Raw genomic sequence first — 19,439 nt, 5'->3', positions numbered from 1 at the left:
CGTTCGACACGCTGGCTTGCGATCCTGCTTGGGAAACTTGAAACGGGTGGCGCAAGTCCACCCGTGTTGTCTCGCCGATCAGCGAGAAAGGGCTTGGACGAACGGATGCGCTTCGTTGTCCGCTGCAACGACGATGGCTGCACTGCGAATGGTGTTGACCGTCTCCACACAGTGGCGAGCATCCTCGATGCCATAACCACGCCCAGCCAGGATTTCCTCGTAGCTGGTGGTGTGCAGGTCAGTGAAGCCTTCGGAGAACTCCATTTCCTCACCGTTGACGGTAATCGAACGGTAAGTTGGCTTCTTGCCCTTTACCGACTCCGGCAGGTCGTTGGCGTCGACCGACAGGAACCAGCGTACACGTGCTTTCTCGTACTCCAGGTAACCGGCCGCCTTGTGCTCGGAAGTGAAGTGCACAACGTTGCGCTGCAACTTGCCGAAGATGAAGTGCAGCATGTCGTAGAAGTGCACGCCAATGTTGGTGGCTACGCCGAAGGACTTGCGTGGGTCACCTTTCCAGCTTTGCAGGTACCACTTGCCACGGGAAGTAATGTAGGTCAGGTCGACTTCATACTTGTGCGGGTTGTTCTCGCGGGCAACCTTGTCCTTCAAGGCAATGATTGCCTGGTGATGGCGCAGCTGCAGGATGTTGAACAGGCGCTTGCCGGTTTCCTGCTCGATCAGGGCCAACTGGTCCAACTGCTGCGGGGTCGGCACTAGCGGTTTTTCGCAGATCACGTCACAGCCCAAGCGCAGACCGGCGGCAATGTGCGGTTGGTGCAGGTAGTTGGGCGAGCAGATCGACACATAATCCAAGGCGGTCTCTGGGTCGCGCTTGAGGCTGTGAGCGTGATCAAGGAAGAACTCGAACTCGGTAAAGAATTCGCTTTGCGGTGAAATGCTGTCGATGATACCTACCGAATCATTGATGTCATAAGCAGATACCAATGTATTGCCGGTATCCTTAATGGCGCGCATATGGCGGGGGGCGATATAACCGGCAGCACCAATTAGAGCAAAACGTTTCATCCAGAACTCTCCTGTCATCAAGCTTTGATAATATTCGATTGAGGGGCGCGATATTTACCACGACTATCGATGATCAGTTGAGCATGTTGGCTGATAAGCTCATAGTCGAACTTATCGTGGTCGGTGGCCAGGATGACAGCATCATAAGCTTTTAGAACTTCAGCCGTCAGAGGCTCGCTGGAAAGGTCAAAGTGGTGCTCGCGCATCTTCGGAAACTTCAAGACATGCGGGTCGGAGTACCCTACGACGCCGCCTTTGGCCTCGATCAGCTCCATGATTTCAACCGAAGGCGACTCACGCATATCATCTACGTTCTTCTTGTAGGCGATACCAAGCACTAGAATTTTGCTGCCTTTCAAAGGTTTACCGCGCTCATTCAAGCCGTCCATCAACTTGCTCAGGACGTACTCCGGCATGGCCTGGTTGACCTCTCCCGAAAGCTCGATAAACCGTGTATGCAAACCATACTCACGGGCTTTCCAAGTCAGGTAGAAGGGGTCGATTGGAATGCAGTGACCACCGAGACCAGGGCCAGGGTAGTAGGCAGTAAAACCGAAGGGCTTGGTTGCAGCGGCGTCGACCACTTCGAAAATATCGATGCCCATGCGGTCAGCGACCACTTTCATCTCATTCACCAAGCCGATATTGACCGCACGGTGGATATTTTCCAGCAGCTTGGTCATTTCAGCTGCTTTGGTAGAGCTGACTTGTACAACTTGGTCAATCGCGTGTTCATAGAGAGCGACACCGACCTCGAGGCACTCAGGCGTATGCCCACCGATTACTTTTGGAATGGTACGGGTTTCAAAGTTGGGATTGCCCGGATCTTCGCGCTCCGGAGAATAGACCAGGAAGATATTCTCACCAACACGCAATCCATTCTCTTGGACACGTGGCAGCAGCTCTTCTTCTGTCGTGCCCGGATAGGTTGTACTTTCAAGAGAAACGACTTGACCAGCCCTTAAATAGGGCTTTATCGCATCAGTCGTATTTATTACGAAACTCATATCGGGTTCGCGATATTTATTCAATGGTGTCGGCACGCAGAGAATCAGCGCATCACATTCCGGCACACGAGTAAAATCGGTAGTGGCTTCAAAGCCGTTTCGGCAAGCGGCTTCGATTTTTTCGCCAGGAATGTGCTCAATGTAGCTTTTACCTGAGTTCAGAAGTTCAACTTTTGAACTATCGATATCAAGTCCAATGACTTTAAACCCGATCGCATTATAACGCAGCATCAAAGGCAGGCCGACGTATCCAAGACCGACGATACCGATGACGGCCTCTTTTGCTTTAAATTTGGCGACGCTCGCCTGCTTTATGCTCGACATCCAACTCTCCATTTAACTTGTCAAAACCATCTAATTCATCAGAGCTATGAATCAAGCCTGAATCCGCCTGACCCCTACCATTGCACAACTGGCAAATCTCCGCCTCAGCCCGCCGAACGGATACTGGACGCTTTACTTCAGTTCTTGTCAAAACTCATTGTGGAGCAGCACCTCCGGCGCCTACCGCCGACTCTCCAGATGCCCCACCACTCGCTAATTTCGATACAACCACAGGCCTGTTGCTACCGACCTCCGAACGAGACGGCCATCCCGTCCCCCACAAACCGCCATTATGCCTGTTGTGTAGCAAAATGGCTTTCCTGGATTGTACTTTACTGAGTTCTGACTAGCTTTTGCAGGGCTTGCTTCAGTTGAGCGGCTCGTTTTTTGCCATCATTATGACATCCACCCCCTGAGGCCCGCCCCGACGGCGCACCTCGTGACTACAACCGATGGAGCCTCGGCACACATTAAAACCATGAACACTTAGAGTTATTCGCCACACCAATAAAAAACCCGCCTTACGAAGATGTTCCTCATAAAGACGGGCTCAAACAAGCATTCGGAATTCTCTCTAAAGAGCCACACAAACACTTTAGAATCGAGAAACTGATCATCTCAATCCTGCAATTGCTGCTCCCTACTCCGGATAACCGCAAATCGAATTAATGCCATGAAACTACCCAGCATCCCGCCAGCAACAATGCCCAGCAGCAAAATCAAAGCCTTTCTTGGTTTAATCGGGCTTTGCGGCACCTCAACGCTGCCATCTTGTCGATAAACCGAAATGCTGTCTGGATCAATATTCAACTTACGATAAAAACTATATCGCATTTGGAGCGAACGCAAATCCGATATGAAGGCATCGTCAGAAGCCCTCGACTCCAGCGCTTTCACTTCCGCAGCCAAGGCTTTGCTGCCTCGCTGGTAATCCATTTTATTGCCAGTTTCTACCGTTATATCAACAGCCGCCGTAGAGTTTATACTCGGACTGGTGAGACCAATCGCTTCTGCGATCTTCAACGCTTCGCGCAACTGTTGAATCCGATCCTCACGTATTCGCTGCGCAGTCTCGCGCAAACCGACAATACGCTGCTCCAGATTACGCGCTCTTACCGCAGCCTCAGCCGTAACGTTCTTGATCAGCTCTGACTCAGCCGCTTCACTGGCGCGCGCCACATAAGCCTTCGCCCACTCCGTAGCTCGAACGGGATCTCCGCCCTGGACCGTTACCGAATAGCGATCCGGCGTATCCTTACCAGGCCCCTTGATTATTAGCTCTCGAGAGAAACGTTCGTACAATCGGTCGAGCGCGCCCTTTCGTTGGGACTCATCAAGTGAAGGAAGATAAACTTCATTGAAGAATGTCTGACGAAGAGATTCACCCTGTAAGTTTCGGGCAAATACGTCATAGACATGCTTGATGGAATAAGGATCCAGCTCAGTGCTTTTCCCTCGACCATAGTTCAACTCAGCAATACCATTCTGAGTAGGAGGCATGATAAAAAGCTGAGCTTGATAGACCGGTTTGCTGAGGTACGCATAAGCAGCTGCACCCGCGGTAACCAACAAGGTGACCGCAAGGATCAACCACTTTTGCCCCCAGAGCCCGCGCGCAAGTGCGATCAGATCGATCTCATCGGCGCCCTGGGTTTCAATACGATTATTTGGCATGGGTGATCCCGCCTCCCTTTTTTGGCATTGCGTCTACAGACACATCGAACTCACTAAAAGGCAAGACGGGCACAGCGATAGACTGAATCAAGTTAAATTTGAACAAAACGCACCCAAAGTCAGAAAAAATTGTTGGCCGTGATCCTTACACCAAGACTACTGGGCTCACATATCCATTATTTCGGCCGTCTACGCATTCCCAGGAACCACGCAAGCGACGGCCCGACTATCATACCAGCGAGAAGCGCCAGGATCACGAAAACCGAGACGGGAAGCTGTGGAGCTGACCAGCCCAGAAACAGGAGTGCGACCGGCTGGTTGTTTTCAAGTACGAACAGGACAATAGTCGAGGCCACAAGTAGCGCCAGTACGACAAGGGCCAAGCGCTTAAAGTTCCGCATGAAGACTCCTCTGTTTAGGTGCTGCGTCAGAGCTCATCCCCCTCCTCCTCATTCACACGATCCCTAAGCTCTTTGCCCGGCTTGAAATGAGGGACAAACTTTCCATCGAGGCTGACGGATTGACCAGTCTTTGGATTTCGACCTACACGCGGGGCGCGGTAATGCAGGGAAAAGCTGCCAAAACCACGGATTTCAATACGATCCCCCGTTGCCAGGCACTGGGACATTTGTTCAAGCATGGTCTTGATGGCCAGCTCCACATCCTTGGATGAGAGTAGCCCTTGATGGGTGACAATTCGTTCGATCAACTCCGACTTCGTCATATTTTTCCCTTCTTTTTCAAGCAGCTAGGAAAATCGCTTGAAAAGGTTTTAGCATGACCGGAGGGATTTGAACAGCCCAAGTATTGACATTCTTCACCACTCCCTTGTTGCTTCTTTCCATGCAGACAGGAAGTTTTCCTCAAGCTATCGACAGATGACCAGCATCGTACGAGTCAAATAGCCAGCCGGATTAAAACCAAAAGGGTACTGATCGTCATCCTTCGCATCGTCGGACCGGGTAACGACCTTGTAGCCAGCCCCCTTGCACTCCCTGGCAGCCCTCTTATGGCACTTCTCCCAGCCAGAGCCCAGCCCCGAACAGTCGACCTCGATACCACTGACTCCACGCACTGCATGGGTCTTGGCGCTCGTAGAGCAACCCGCCACCACCAGGACACTCAACACCAGAAAGAGCCTATTCATTCAATTCCTTTAGACAAAGACCCAGATCGATCACTTATACAAGCCGGCGCCTTGCCCTGAATAGACGAGTGATCGGCTTCATAAAAGAGACATCTTGGTCGCAGGATTGGTTTCGCAATGCCCCAAATGAACACCATCATCGACAACGGGCTTACAGGAAGCAAAGAGCTTTGAAATATCGCACCCACAAAAAAGGGCGACCGAAGTCGCCCTTTTTCATGGTCTGACAGAACTCAGTTCTGTTTTTCCATTTGTGCACGCAGCAGGTCGCCCAGAGTGGTAGGACCAGCAGCAATGTCAGCGGCTGGCTTGTCGCGCAGGCTCTGGATTGCTTCTTTCTCTTCAGCATCGTCTTTCGACTTGATGGAGAGCTGGATTACGCGGCTCTTGCGGTCAACGCTGATGATCTTGGCTTCTACTTCTTCGCCTTCTTTCAGAACGTTGCGCGCGTCTTCAACGCGGTCACGGCTGATTTCGGAGGCTTTCAGAGTCGCTTCGATATCGTCGGCCAGGGTGATGATGGCGCCTTTGGCGTCAACTTCTTTCACGATGCCCTTAACGATTGCGCCTTTGTCGTTCTCTTGAACGTACTCGGAGAACGGATCGCTTTCCAGTTGCTTGATACCCAGGGAGATACGCTCGCGCTCTGGGTCAACCGACAGGATAACGGTGTCCAGCTCGTCGCCCTTCTTGAAACGGCGTACGGCTTCTTCGCCCACTTCGTTCCAGGAGATGTCGGACAGGTGAACCAGGCCGTCGATGCCGCCGTCCAGACCAATGAAGATACCGAAATCGGTGATCGACTTGATGGTGCCGGAGATTTTATCGCCCTTGTTGAACTGGCCAGAGAAGTCTTCCCATGGGTTGGACTTGCACTGCTTGATGCCGAGGGAGATACGACGACGCTCTTCGTCGATGTCCAGAACCATGACTTCCACTTCGTCGCCGACTTGTACGACTTTCGAAGGGTGGATGTTCTTGTTGGTCCAGTCCATTTCGGAAACGTGTACCAGGCCTTCAACGCCTTCTTCCAGCTCAGCGAAGCAGCCGTAGTCGGTGAGGTTGGTAACACGAGCGGTGACGCGGGTGCCTTCTGGGTAACGGGCTTTGATAGCAACCCATGGATCTTCACCCAGTTGCTTGAGGCCCAGGGAAACACGATTGCGCTCGCGATCGTACTTCAGAACCTTGACATCGATCTCGTCGCCAACATTGACGATTTCCGAAGGATGCTTGATACGCTTCCAGGCCATGTCGGTGATGTGCAGCAGGCCATCGACGCCACCCAGATCGACGAATGCGCCGTAATCGGTGAGGTTCTTGACGATACCCTTGACCTGCTGGCCTTCCTGCAGCGATTCCAGCAGAGCTTCACGCTCGGCGGAGTTCTCGGCTTCCAGGACACTGCGACGGGAAACGACAACGTTGTTGCGCTTCTGGTCCAGCTTGATGACCTTGAATTCCAGCTCTTTGCCTTCCAGGTGCGTGGTGTCGCGCACTGGACGGACGTCAACCAGGGAACCTGGCAGGAACGCACGGATGCCGTTAACGTCGACAGTGAAGCCGCCTTTAACCTTACCGTTGATAACGCCCTTGACCACTTCCTCAGCTGCGAAAGCCGCTTCCAGAACGATCCAGCATTCAGCGCGCTTGGCTTTTTCACGGGACAGCTTGGTTTCACCAAAGCCATCTTCAACCGAGTCCAGCGCAACGTGAACTTCGTCACCGACGTTGATGTTCAGTTCGCCAGCGTCGTTGTAGAACTGCTCAAGCGGGATGAGTGCTTCAGACTTCAGACCAGCGTGAACGGTTACCCAGCGAGCTTGGTAATCGATATCAACGATAACACCGGTGATGATGGAGCCTGCCTGAAGGTTCAGGGTTTTCAGGCTTTCTTCAAAGAGTTCCGCAAAGCTTTCGCTCATTTTAATTCCTGTTGATTAGGGCGAAGAATACGCCCGCCTCCACACCCCAGACGGTGTGGGTTAGTTTCATATAAAAGAAGCATCGCAGGACTATGACTGGTCCCCTGCGAAGCTTCCTGGTCACCCGGCGATATCGCGAATGGCGATCTCGCTCATGATGCGTTGCAGCACCTGATCGATGGACAACTCCGTTGAATCCAGCTGTATCGCGTCGGCCGCCGGCTTGAGCGGGGCTACTGCGCGCTGGGTGTCACGCTCGTCGCGTGCACGGATCTCATCTAGCAGACTCGACAGACTAACATCCTCGCCCTTGCCCTTCAACTGCAAATATCGGCGGCGCGCCCTCTCCTCGGCGCTGGCGGTGAGGAAAATCTTCAAAGGCGCGTCAGGAAAGACCACCGTGCCCATGTCGCGACCATCAGCCACCAGCCCCGGCGGCTCCTGGAAAGCGCGCTGACGTTGCAGCAACGCTTCGCGCACCGCTGGCAGCGCGGCGACCTGGGAGGCCCCGGCACCCACGCTTTCGGTACGGATGACATCACTGACTTCGTCACCTTCCAGGATAATGCGCTGGAGCTGGCCGTCGGTCGCCGCAATGAATTGCACGTCCAGGTGAGCCGCCAGCGCCTTGAGCAATTCTTCATTGGTCAGGTCGACGCCATGGTTGGCGGCAGCGAATGCCAGCAGCCGGTACAAGGCACCCGAATCGAGCAGGTTCCAGCCCAACTGCCTGGCCAGGATCCCGGCGACGGTGCCCTTGCCCGAACCGCTTGGGCCATCGATGGTGATGACCGGTGCCTTGATGTTCACGACTGCGCCTCTTGTGCTACTCGAATACCGACCTGTGCGCACAGCGCCAGGAAGTTCGGGAACGACGTGGCGACGTTGGCGCAATCATGGATGCGAATCGGCGCGTTGGCGCGCAGAGACGCAACACTGAAGGCCATGGCGATGCGGTGATCACCGTGACCATGGACTTCGCCGCCGCCGATCTGGCCGCCGTCGATGATGATGCCGTCCGGCGTCGGCTGGCACTTGACGCCCAGGGCGAGCAAGCCGTCAGCCATCACCTGGATGCGGTCCGACTCCTTGACCCGCAGCTCTTCGGCACCAGTCAGCACGGTGCGCCCTTCTGCACAGGCGGCCGCCACGAACAGCACCGGGAACTCGTCGATGGCCAGCGGAACCAGCGCCTCCGGAATCTCGATACCCTTGAGTTTAGCTGCTCGTACGTGCAGGTCCGCTACGGGTTCGCCACCGACTTCACGCTGGTTTTCCAAGGTAATGTCAGCGCCCATCAGGCGCAGGATGTCGATCACGCCGGTGCGGGTCGGGTTGATGCCGACGTGTTCGAGCACCAGGTCGGAGCCTTCGGCGATCGAGGCGGCCACCAGGAAGAATGCCGAGGACGAGATATCGCCCGGCACTTCGATGTGGGTCGCGGTCAGCTTATTACCAGACTCGACGGACGCCGTGGCACCGTCCACCGTGACCGGGTAGCCGAAGCCGCGCAGCATGCGCTCGGTGTGGTCGCGGGTCGGGGCCGGTTCGGTGACGGTGGTCTTGCCCTCGGCGTAGAGACCGGCCAGCAGCAGGCAGGATTTCACCTGGGCGCTGGCCATCGGCATGGTGTAGGTCAGGCCCTTGAGCTTGTTGCCACCGCGGATGGTCATCGGCGGACGACCATCGGCGGCAGTCTCGATGACCGCGCCCATTTCCCGCAACGGGTTGGCGACACGATTCATCGGGCGCTTGGAGAGCGAGGCGTCACCAGTCAGGGTGCTGTCGAAGTCCTGCGCAGCCAACAAGCCGGACAACAGACGCATCGAAGTCCCGGAGTTACCCAGGTAGATCGGCCCCGGGGCAGGTTTGAGGCCGTGCAGGCCGACACCATGGATGGTTACGCGACCGTGGTGCGGACCTTCGATGACCACCCCCATGTCGCGAAACGCTTGCAGCGTCGCCAGGGCGTCTTCGCCCTCGAGGAAACCTTCCACCTCGGTCACGCCTTCGGCCAAGGAGCCGAGCATGATCGAACGGTGGGAAATCGATTTATCGCCCGGTACACGAATACGCCCACTCAGGGAGCCACCAGGTTGTGCCAGGAAAATCAGATCGTTGGAGTTCATAGCGTCCACATAGGCCCGACGGGCCAGGATTTTACTGAAATGCTCGCGGGCCACCCTGGCGCGCGTGAAAACGCCCAGCAATTGGTGCCCGTCCCCTGCATCGACCGCGTCGCGCAAGGCGTCGAGGTCGCTGCGAAATGTATCGAGTGTGCGCAAGACAGCTTCGCGGTTGGCGAGGAAGATGTCGTGCCACATGACCGGGTCGCTTCCAGCGATTCTCGTGAAATCGCGGAAACCGCCGGCAGCGTAACGGAAGATCTCAAGATTTTCATTGCGTTTGGCCAATGAATCCACCAGGCCGAACGCCAACAGGTGCGGCAAATGGCTGGTGGCCGCCAACACTTCATCGTGACGCTCGACCTGCATGTGCTCGACATCGGCGCCCAGTTCGCGCCACAAACGATCCACCACCGCCAGCGCGGCAGGATCCGTCTGGTCCAGCGGCGTGAGGATCACTTTGTGACGACGAAACAGTTCGGCGTTGGAGGCTTCCACCCCGCTCTGCTCCGAGCCGGCAATCGGATGACCGGGCACGAAGCGCGCCGGCATACCGCCGAAGGCCTCGGTGGCGGCGCGCACGACGTTACCCTTGGCGCTGCCGACATCGGTCAGGATCGCCTGCCCCAAATTCATGCTCGCCAGGCGTGCCAGCAGTTTTTCCATGGCCAGGATCGGCACCGCCAGCTGGATCACGTCCGCGCCCTGGCAAGCGATCGCCAGGTCATCCTCGCAGCGATCGACCACACCCAGCTCCACGGCCAGCTTGCGCGACTGCGGATCCAGGTCGACACCGACCACCTCGCCGCACAGGCCGCTTTCACGCAAGCCCTTGGCGAACGAACCGCCGATCAACCCCAGGCCGACCACCACCAGGCGACCGATCATAGGGGCAGCAGGTTGCAGTGAAGTGACATCAACCACGAACCAGGACCTTGCTCAACGCCTCGAGGAAACGGCTGTTTTCCGCCGGCAGGCCGATGGTGATGCGCAGGTGGTTCGGCATGCCGTAATTGGCCACCGGACGCACGATCACACCTTCGCGCAACAACCCCTGGTACACCGGGGCGGCGACACGCCCCAGGTCGACGCAGATGAAATTGCCTTTGGATGGAATCCAGCCCAGGCCCAGCTCACGCAGCCCCGCCTCCAACTGCTGCATGCCGGCCGCGTTCAGGCGACGGCTTTCAGCCAGGTAGGCTTCATCCTGCAAGGCCGCACAGGCGGCGGCCAGGGCGAAGCTGTTGACGTTGAACGGCTGACGCACGCGGTTCAGCACATCGGCCACCACGGCGGTGGACAGGCCGTAGCCGACCCGCAGCGAGGCCAGGCCATAGGCCTTGGAGAAGGTGCGCGAAACCAGCAGGTTCGGGTAGGCCGCGAGGAAATCCAGGCCATCGGGCAAATCGCTGCCTTCGGCATACTCGATGTAAGCCTCGTCCAACACCACCAGCACGTGCGCGGGCACATCCTGCAGGAAGTCATCCAGGGCCTGGGCATCGAACCAGGTGCCGGTCGGGTTGTTCGGGTTGGCAATGAAAACCACGCGGGTGTTGGCGTCGATGGCGGCCAGCATGGCTGGCAGGTCGTGCCCCCAGTCCTTGGCGGGAACCACATGGGCATCCGCGCCGACGGCCTGGGTCGCGATCGGGTAGACCGCGAACGCGTGCTCGCTGAACACCGCGTTGAGACCTGGCGCCAGGTACGCACGAGCAACCAGCTCAAGGATATCGTTGGAACCATTGCCCAGGGTCACTTGGTTCAGCTCGACACCACAGCGCTCGGCCAGCAGGCTCTTGAGTGCGAAGCCATTGCCATCGGGGTAACGAGTCAGCTCGGCCAGTTCGTCGCGGATCGCCGCCAGTGCCTTGGGGCTCGCGCCCAACGGGTTTTCGTTGCTCGCCAACTTGACGATGCTGGCCGGATCCAGGTCCAGCTCACGGGCCAGCTCGTCCACGGGTTTGCCCGGAACGTAAGGCGAGAGTTGTTGCACGCCTGGCTGAGCCAGAGCGAGGAAGTTGCCACTCATTTGCTATCCGCCCTTAAAGAACTGCCTTGGGGTAGGAACCCAGCACCTTGAGTGCCACTGCTTCCTGACTGATTTTCTCCAGCACACCTTTTACCAGCGGATCGCGGTGGTGGCCGACGAAATCGATGAAGAACACGTAGGTCCATTTACCGCTGCGCGACGGACGAGTCTCGATCCGCGTCAGGTCGATACCGTTGTCATGGAACGGCACCAGCAGCTCATGGAGCGCACCGGGCTTGTTGCTCATGGAAACGATGATCGAGGTCTTGTCGTCGCCGGTCGGCGGGACTTCCTGGCTGCCAATCATCAGGAATCGCGTGGAGTTGTCCGGGCGATCCTCGATTTTTTCCGCCAGGCGCGTCAGCCCATAGAGGCCGGCCGCCATATCGCCAGCAATCGCCGCCGAGTTCCACTCGCCCTTGACCCGCTTGGCCGCCTCGGCGTTGCTCGATACCGCCACGCGTTCGACGTTCGGGTAATGGGCGTCCAACCACTTGCGGCACTGGGCCAACGACTGGGCGTGGGAATAGATCCGGCTGATGCTGTCGGTCTTGGTGTTCTCGCCCACCAGCAGGTGGTGGTGGATGCGCAACTCGACTTCGCCGCAGATCACCATGTCGTGCTCGAGGAAGCTGTCCAGCGTGTGGTTGACTGCGCCTTCGGTGGAGTTCTCCACCGGCACCACGCCAAAATTCACCGCGCCGGCGGCCACTTCACGGAACACTTCGTCAATGGCCGCCATCGGCTTGCTGATCACGGCGTGACCGAAGTGCTTCATGGCCGCCGCCTGGGTGAAGGTGCCTTCCGGGCCCAGGTAGGCGACTTTCAGCGGCTGCTCGAGGGCCAGGCACGAAGACATGATTTCGCGGAACAGACGCGCCATCTCTTCGTTGCCCAGCGGCCCCTTGTTGCGCTCCATGACACGCTTGAGCACCTGCGCTTCACGCTCGGGGCGATAGAACACCGGCACTTCGCCTTCGGCCAGGGAGGCCATCTTCACCCGGGCGACTTCCTGGGCGCAGCGCGCGCGCTCGCTGATCAGCTCCAGGACCTTTTCGTCCAGGGCATCGATACGCAGGCGCAGCGCCTTGAGTTCTTGCTCAGACATCAGCCATGTTCCTTCTCGAACTCTGCCATGTAGGCGATCAACGCATTGACGGCGTTGATGTCGACGGCGTTGTAGATGGAGGCGCGCATGCCACCGACCGAACGGTGGCCCTTGAGGTTCAGCAAACCACGCTCGTCGGCACCGGCCAGGAACGGCTTGTCGAGACGGTCGTCGGCCAGGCGGAACGGCACGTTCATCCAGGAACGATCGGTCTTGTTGATCGGGTTGCTGTAGAGGCCGCTGGCGTCGATGAAGTCATACAGCGTGCGCTGCTTCACCTCGTTGAGCTTGCCGATGGCTTCGACACCGCCCTGCTCCTTCAGCCATTCGAACACCAGGCCCGACAGGTACCAGGCCAGGGTCGGCGGGGTGTTGTACATCGAGCCGTTGTCGGCCGCGACCTTGTAGTTGAGCATGGTCGGGCACAGGGAGCGGGCACGACCCAGCAGGTCTTCACGAATGATGCTGACCAGGATGCCGCTTGGGCCGATGTTCTTCTGGGCACCCGCGTAGATCATGCCGAAACGGGAGATATCCACAGGGCGCGAGAGAATGTCCGAGGACATGTCGGCCACCAATGGCACATCGCCCGTTTCCGGGATCCAGTTGAATTCCAGGCCACCGATGGTTTCGTTCGGCGCGTAGTGAACGTAGGCCGCGTCCTTGGACAGGTTCCACTCGTTCTGGCCGGGAATCGCGAAATAGTCGTAGGGCTTGGCGGTGGCGGCCACGTTGACGTGACCGTATCGCGAAGCTTCTTCGATGGCTTTCTGCGACCAGATGCCAGTGTCGATGTAGTCGGCCTTGCCGTTTTCCGGCAGCAGGTTCAACGGAATCTGGGCGAACTGCTGGCTCGCGCCGCCTTGCAGGAACAGCACCTTGTAGTTGGACGGGATGTTCAGCAGATCACGCAGGTCCTGCTCGGCCTTGGTGGCAATGGACACGAACTCATCGCTGCGATGGCTCATTTCCATGACCGACAGGCCCTTGCCGTGCCAGTCGAGAAGTTCACCCTGGGCACGCTTCAGGACCGCTTCAGGAAGCGCCGCCGGGCCGGCACAGAAGTTATAGGCTCTCTTGCTCACATCCAATCTCGCTCTGATCTGGTGGTCACATAAATCTTGAGTCTGCACTGTGGGAGCGAGCTTGCTCGCGATAGCGATGTAACAGTCAACAGTGATGCTGAATGTCAGGCCGTCATCGCGAGCAAGCTCGCTCCCACAGAGGGTATCGTTCACTTCAGGTATGGATGAATCCGTGGCGAGGGAGCGTGCTCCCTCGCCACAGTGAATCAAACGAACCTTAAGTGAGCAGCATTACCCCCACTGGGGGATGCGCAGTGTCGCAAATTTTCAAACGGAACAAACAACAAGGGGGCGAATCTTCATCCGCCCCCTGCGTGTCCGCTTAGTCCTGCGGTTCTTCTTCGTCTGCGGCGGCGTCGAGCGGTTGGTCGCCGACAGCGTCGTCGACATCGGCACCGAGGGTGCCGTCGAACACCACGCCGTCCTCGCCGTCCAACTCCTCGCCTTCAACCTCCGACGGCTCCTGGACCCGCTCAAGCCCGACCAGCGTTTCGTCGCTGGCCAGTTTGATCAGCGTCACGCCCTGGGTGTTACGACCCAGGCTCGACACTTCAGCGACTCGCGTGCGCACCAGGGTGCCCTGGTCGGAGATCAACATGATCTCCTCGCCATCGAGCACCTGGACCGCACCGACCAGACGACCGTTACGGTCGTTGCTGACCATGGCGATCACGCCCTGGCCGCCACGCTTGTACTCGGGGAACTCGCTGATGGCCGTGCGCTTGCCATAACCACGGGCCGAAGCGGTGAGGATCTGGCTGCCTTCTTCGGGGATCAGCATGGAAATCAGCTTCTGGCCTTCCGGCAGGCGCATGCCGCGCACACCGCGGGCGGTACGACCCATGGCGCGAACGTCGGACTCCTTGAAGCGAGTGACCTTGCCGCCGTCGGAGAACAGCATGACCTCACGCTCGCCGTCGGTGATGGCGGCGGAAATCAGCACGTCACCTTCGTCCAGTTCCAGGGCGATCAGACCGACGCTGCGCTGACGGCTGAAGGACTCCAGCGGGGTCTTCTTCACGGTTCCGTTGGCAGTGGCCATGAAGATGTAGTGACCCTCGGTGTACTCTTCCACCGGCAACATGGTGGTGATGTATTCACCATCGTCCAGCGGCAACAGGTTGACCAGTGGACGGCCGCGAGCGGCACGGGACGCTTCCGGGATTTCGTAGGTCTTGAGCCAGTACACCTTGCCCTTGCTGGAGAACAGCAGCAGCGTGGTGTGGCTGTTGGCGACCAGCAGGTGAGCGATGTAGTCCTCGTCCTTGACGCCCGTCGCGGACTTGCCTTTGCCGCCGCGACGCTGGGCCTGGTAGGCGGCCAGCGGCTGGGTCTTGGCGTAGCCGCCGTGGGAAATGGTCACCACGCGCTCTTCTTCCGGGATCATGTCACCCAGGGTCAGGTCCAGGCGCGCATCGAGAATCTCGGTGCGGCGCACGTCGCCGTATTCGGCGCGGATCACTTCCAGTTCTTCGCGGATCACTTCCATCAGGCGCGTAGCGCTGTTGAGAATGCGGATCAGCTCGCCGATCTGGTTGAGGATTTCCTGGTACTCGGCCAGCAGTTTCTCGTGCTCGAGGCCGGTCAGGCGGTGCAGGCGCAGTTCCAGGATGGCTTGCGCCTGTTCCGGGGACAGGAAGTACTTGCCTTCGCGCAGGCCGTATTGCGGGTCGAGGTTCTCCGGGCGGCACGAATCGGCGCCGGCGCGCTCGACCATCGCCACCACCGCGGTGGACTCCCAAGGGGTGCTGATCAGCGCTTCCTTGGCTTCCGACGGGGTTGGCGAGGCCTTGATCAAGGCGATCACCGGGTCGATGTTCGACAGGGCAACGGCCTGGCCTTCGAGAATGTGACCACGCTCGCGAGCCTTGCGCAGTTCGAACACGGTGCGGCGGGTGACCACTTCGCGACGGTGGCGCACGAAGGCTTCCAGCAGGTCCTTGAGGTTCAGGATCCGCGGACGGCCGTCGATCAGCGCAACGATGTTGATGCCGAACACGCTTTGCAGCTGGGTCTGGGCGTAGAGGTTGTTGAGGATCACCTCAGGCACTTCGCCACGGCGCAACTCGATCACGACACGCATGCCGTCCTTGTCGGACTCGTCACGCAGTTCGGTGATGCCTTCGAGTTTCTTCTCTTTCACCAGCTCGGCGATCTTCTCGATCAGGCGAGCCTTGTTCAGCTGGTACGGCAGTTCGGTGATGACGATCTGCTGGCGGCCGCCGACCTTGTCGATGTCTTCGACCGTCGAGCGGGCGCGCATGTAAATGCGGCCACGGCCGGTGCGGTAGGCTTCGATGATGCCGGCGCGACCGTTGATGATCGCAGCGGTCGGGAAGTCCGGACCGGGGATGTATTGCATCAGCTCATCGACGGTCAGCTCGGGATTGTCGATGAGCGCCAGGCAACCGTCGATGACTTCACCGAGGTTGTGCGGCGGGATGTTGGTCGCCATGCCCACGGCGATACCGCTGGAACCGTTGACGAGCAGGTTCGGGATACGGGTCGGCATGACCGCCGGGATCATTTCGGTGCCGTCGTAGTTCGGCACCCAGTCCACGGTTTCCTTGTGCAGGTCGGCCAGCAGCTCGTGGGCCAGCTTGGTCATGCGTACTTCGGTGTATCGCATGGCCGCGGCGTTGTCGCCGTCCACCGAACCGAAGTTGCCCTGGCCGTCTACCAGCAGGTAGCGCAAGGAGAAGGGTTGCGCCATACGAACGATGGTGTCGTACACGGCAGTGTCGCCGTGGGGGTGATACTTACCGATCACATCGCCGACGACACGGGCGGATTTCTTGTACGGCTTGTTGAAGTCGTTGCCCAGCTCGCTCATCGCGAACAGCACGCGCCGGTGCACGGGCTTCAAGCCATCGCGCGCATCCGGCAGCGCCCGCCCGACGATTACGCTCATTGCGTAGTCGAGGTAGGACTGTTTCAGCTCGTCTTCGATATTGACCGGGAGGATTTCTTTGGCCAGTTCGCCCATGAGAAGCCTGATTCCTTTTTCTGGTGAAACCTCGTCACATCCAGATGGGACGAACGAAGCTCGCCGCTGCAGAACAAATGCCGTGCAGCGACTTACGACAAATCAACGAGTTATGCCATGGATCTGCGCAGTAAAGGCCACCTCGCGAGGCAGCCCTGGAAACCGCCGGATGTTATCACAAGAGCCGCCACGCACCTATCCCCCAGATGCGCATGGTGCGTAGTTAGTTGACCGGTGACAGGCTGATATGGGACCAGAGGGGCTTAGAAGCGCTGCCGATAGAGATTCAGGGGCCAAATGCAAGGGATTTGTTGCCTTTATGGGCCTCATCGCGAGCAAGCTCGCTCCCACAGGGATCTGTGCATGCTCAAGATTTCCGCCACGACCCGGTCCAATGTGGGAGCGAGCCTGCTCGCGATGGCGACAGGTCAGACAGCACAAACCATCAGTGCAACCGCTTGCGGCACATCAACTGCGCCAGCTTCGCGGTGTCCGGGCGCTCGATGATGCCCTTTTCCGTGACGATGACGTCGATCAGATCCGCCGGGGTGATATCGAAGACCGGGTTGAAGGCACCCACCTCCGCGCCGAGCCCTCTGCCGCCGATTTCCAGCAGCTCGCGCCCGTCGCACTCCTCCGCCGGGATGTCTTCACCGCTGGCCAGGCTCATGTCGATGATCGAGCTCGGCGCCACCACCATGAAGCGCACGCCATGGTGCATGGCACAGACCGCCAACTGATAAGTGCCAATCTTGTTCGCCACGTCACCATTGGCGGCGATGCAATCGGCACCGACGATCACCCAGGTCACACCCTTGGTCTTCATGATATGGGCAGCGGCGGAATCGGCGTTGAGGGTCACCGGAATGCCTTCTCGGGCCAGTTCCCACGCTGTCAGGCGCGAGCCTTGCAGCCACGGCCGGGTTTCGTCGGCATAGACGCGCTCCACCATGCCTTCGATATACGCACCCCGGATAACCCCCAAGGCCGTGCCAAAACCGCCGGTGGCCAGGGCGCCGGTGTTGCAATGGGTGAGAATGGCCTGGGCATTGCCCTGATGCTTGCGGATCAGGTCGACCCCCAACTGGGCCATGGTCAGGTTGGCTTCGCGATCGCTCACGTGGATCGCGATGGCTTCGGCCTCGAGCACCGCCAGCGGCTCCGCATGCTCTTTCAGGCGCCCCAGCCGATCGCGCATTCGATCCAGCGCCCAGAACAGGTTCGCCGCCGTCGGCCGAGCCTCGGCCAGCAAGGCAAAATCGGCCTCCAGGGCCGCTTGCCAATCGCCGCCTTCGGCCATCCTGGCCCGCGCCGCCAGCACCACACCATACGCCGCACTGATGCCGATGACCGGCGCGCCGCGCACGGCCATCGAGCCAATGGCCTCGGCCACATCGGCGACACGGGTGCAAGCGATCCAGTTTTCCTCGAACGGCAAGATACGCTGATCCAGCAGGTACAGGACGCCATCACGCCAATCGATGGCCTTCACCTTCTCCGCAGCCAATAGTCGATCGCGCATCCTTCACCCCGCACTCATGAACAAAAGCCGCCGATTATAGCGATCCCTCCGCGAAGACGCTCGGGTATACTTCGCCATCCTTTATACCCCATGGAACCGTTCCACGATGCCCAAGCCTGCCGTTGCGCTCGACTTATTATTGCTGCCGACCTGGTTGGTGCCTGTCGAACCCGCCGGTGTAGTGCTCAAGGACCATGGCCTGGGCATTCGCGACGGTTGTATCGTGTTCATCGGTCCACGGGCAGAAGCCCTGAAGTGTGACGCCACCGAGGTCCGTGAACTGCCCGGCATGCTGCTCAGCCCCGGCCTGATCAACGCCCACGGCCACGCGGCCATGACCCTGTTTCGCGGCCTGGCCGACGACCTGCCCTTGATGACCTGGCTGGAACAGCACATCTGGCCGGCTGAAGCCAAATGGGTCGATGAAGATTTCGTCCGGGATGGCACCGACCTGGCAATCGCCGAGCAGATCAAGGGCGGCATCACCTGCTTCTCCGACATGTATTTCTACCCCAAGATCGCCAGCGAGTGCGTCCACGACAGCGGTATTCGCGCGCAAATCGCCATTCCGATCCTCGACTTTCCGATCCCCGGTGCGGCCAGCGCCGACGACGCCATTCGTCAGGGCATCGAGTTGTTTGGCGACCTCAAGCACCATCCGCGGATCAAAGTCGCATTCGGCCCGCACGCGCCCTATACGGTAGGCGATGAGAACCTGGAGAAAATCCGCGTGATCGCCGAGGAACTGGACGCGGCCATTCATATGCATGTTCACGAAACCGCCTTCGAAGTGCAGCAGGCTGTGGATAACACCGCTGAGCGGCCAATGGCTCGCCTGGGACGCCTTGGTCTGCTGGGGCCACGCTTCCAGGCCGTGCACATGACTCAGATCAGCGACGAGGACCAAGCCCTGCTGGTAGAAAGCAATTGCAGCGTGATCCATTGCCCGGAATCGAACCTGAAGCTGGCCAGCGGTTTCTGCCCGGTGGAGCGTCTGTGGCAAGCCGGCGTCAATGTCGCCCTCGGCACCGACGGTGCGGCGAGCAACAATGACCTGGACCTGCTCGGCGAAACCCGCACCGCCGCCCTGCTGGCCAAGGCCGTCGCCGGTTCGGCCACGGCCCTGGATGCCCATCGGGCGCTGCGCATGGCCACGCTCAACGGTGCCCGGGCGCTGGGCATCGAAGCGACCGTCGGCTCCCTGGAAGTCGGCAAGGCCGCCGACCTGGTGGCTTTCGATCTGTCAGGCCTGGCCCAGCAGCCGATCTACGACCCGGTGTCGCAACTGATTTATGCCACCGGCCGCGATTGCGTCAAACACCTGTGGGTAGGCGGCAAGCCGTTACTGGAGAATGGCCGGCTGACCCGCATGGACGAACCGACACTGATCGCCACGGCCCAGGCCTGGGGTCGGCGCATCAGCGGCCACAACGAATGACCACGCCCCTGGAGCCACGGCTCGGGGCATCTGATTTTT

At 58.9% G+C, this 19,439-nt stretch carries 15 protein-coding genes; 1 reads left to right on the top strand and 14 read right to left on the bottom strand.

Annotated elements, in window-relative coordinates; genetic code table 11:
* Positions 1-78: 78 nt before the first annotated feature.
* The 14 genes from wbpB to mtnA form a co-directional block, all read right to left on the bottom strand.
* Positions 79-1,029, bottom strand: coding sequence for a UDP-N-acetyl-2-amino-2-deoxy-D-glucuronate oxidase (gene wbpB, locus IB266_RS00655; RefSeq protein WP_192259534.1), 951 nt, complete (start codon positions 1,027-1,029; stop codon positions 79-81).
* Between the two features lie 17 nt (positions 1,030-1,046).
* Positions 1,047-2,360, bottom strand: a complete 1,314-nt coding sequence (wbpA, locus tag IB266_RS00650; protein WP_192259532.1) for a UDP-N-acetyl-D-glucosamine 6-dehydrogenase — start codon at positions 2,358-2,360, stop codon at positions 1,047-1,049.
* A gap of 618 nt (positions 2,361-2,978) precedes the next feature.
* On the bottom strand, positions 2,979-4,034 hold the full coding sequence (locus IB266_RS00645) for an LPS O-antigen chain length determinant protein WzzB (RefSeq protein WP_192259530.1): 1,056 nt from the start codon (positions 4,032-4,034) through the stop codon (positions 2,979-2,981).
* Between the two features lie 176 nt (positions 4,035-4,210).
* Positions 4,211-4,435 (bottom strand): lipopolysaccharide assembly protein LapA domain-containing protein, encoded by a 225-nt coding sequence (locus tag IB266_RS00640; protein ID WP_192259527.1) that lies wholly within the window; start codon positions 4,433-4,435, stop codon positions 4,211-4,213.
* A gap of 26 nt (positions 4,436-4,461) precedes the next feature.
* A complete protein-coding gene (ihfB, locus tag IB266_RS00635) occupies positions 4,462-4,758 on the bottom strand; it encodes an integration host factor subunit beta (protein ID WP_003199243.1) in 297 nt (98 codons plus the stop codon).
* A 144-nt stretch (positions 4,759-4,902) separates the two neighbouring features.
* Positions 4,903-5,181: a hypothetical protein gene (locus IB266_RS00630; RefSeq protein ID WP_192259525.1), complete on the bottom strand. Its 279-nt coding sequence runs from the start codon at positions 5,179-5,181 to the stop codon at positions 4,903-4,905.
* A gap of 233 nt (positions 5,182-5,414) precedes the next feature.
* On the bottom strand, positions 5,415-7,106 hold the full coding sequence (gene rpsA / locus IB266_RS00625) for a 30S ribosomal protein S1 (RefSeq protein WP_053120388.1): 1,692 nt from the start codon (positions 7,104-7,106) through the stop codon (positions 5,415-5,417).
* Between the two features lie 120 nt (positions 7,107-7,226).
* Positions 7,227-7,916 carry a (d)CMP kinase gene (gene cmk / locus IB266_RS00620; protein WP_014337227.1) on the bottom strand — a complete coding sequence of 230 codons (690 nt, stop codon included), beginning with the start codon at positions 7,914-7,916 and terminating at the stop codon, positions 7,227-7,229.
* Complete coding sequence (locus IB266_RS00615) at positions 7,913-10,120, bottom strand: bifunctional prephenate dehydrogenase/3-phosphoshikimate 1-carboxyvinyltransferase (RefSeq protein ID WP_263864922.1); 2,208 nt, start codon at positions 10,118-10,120, stop codon at positions 7,913-7,915. Before IB266_RS00615 ends, cmk begins: the two co-directional genes overlap by 4 nt.
* 28 nt (positions 10,121-10,148) lie before the next feature.
* Positions 10,149-11,261 (bottom strand): histidinol-phosphate transaminase, encoded by a 1,113-nt coding sequence (gene hisC / locus IB266_RS00610; protein WP_192259521.1) that lies wholly within the window; start codon positions 11,259-11,261, stop codon positions 10,149-10,151.
* A gap of 13 nt (positions 11,262-11,274) precedes the next feature.
* Positions 11,275-12,369, bottom strand: a complete 1,095-nt coding sequence (pheA, locus tag IB266_RS00605; RefSeq protein ID WP_003199233.1) for a prephenate dehydratase — start codon at positions 12,367-12,369, stop codon at positions 11,275-11,277.
* Complete coding sequence (gene serC / locus IB266_RS00600) at positions 12,369-13,454, bottom strand: 3-phosphoserine/phosphohydroxythreonine transaminase (protein WP_041024563.1); 1,086 nt, start codon at positions 13,452-13,454, stop codon at positions 12,369-12,371. The genes pheA and serC overlap by 1 nt, the downstream gene beginning before the upstream one ends.
* 322 nt (positions 13,455-13,776) lie before the next feature.
* Complete coding sequence (gyrA, locus tag IB266_RS00595) at positions 13,777-16,440, bottom strand: DNA gyrase subunit A (RefSeq protein WP_192259519.1); 2,664 nt, start codon at positions 16,438-16,440, stop codon at positions 13,777-13,779.
* Positions 16,441-16,885: 445 nt separating this feature from the next.
* Positions 16,886-17,962 (bottom strand): S-methyl-5-thioribose-1-phosphate isomerase, encoded by a 1,077-nt coding sequence (mtnA, locus tag IB266_RS00590; protein ID WP_192259517.1) that lies wholly within the window; start codon positions 17,960-17,962, stop codon positions 16,886-16,888.
* Positions 17,963-18,068: 106 nt separating this feature from the next.
* Between mtnA and IB266_RS00585 the strand changes: the two genes are divergently transcribed.
* Positions 18,069-19,400, top strand: coding sequence for a TRZ/ATZ family hydrolase (locus IB266_RS00585; protein ID WP_192259515.1), 1,332 nt, complete (start codon positions 18,069-18,071; stop codon positions 19,398-19,400).
* The last annotated feature ends 39 nt before the right edge of the window (positions 19,401-19,439 follow it).

The organism is Pseudomonas sp. Pdm06 (assembly GCF_014851795.1).
In the GTDB taxonomy this organism is placed as follows: Bacteria; Pseudomonadota; Gammaproteobacteria; order Pseudomonadales; family Pseudomonadaceae; genus Aquipseudomonas; species Aquipseudomonas fluorescens_AA.
The sequence above is the reverse complement of the archived record's forward strand: the minus strand, read 5'-3'. Positions and strand labels throughout refer to the sequence as shown.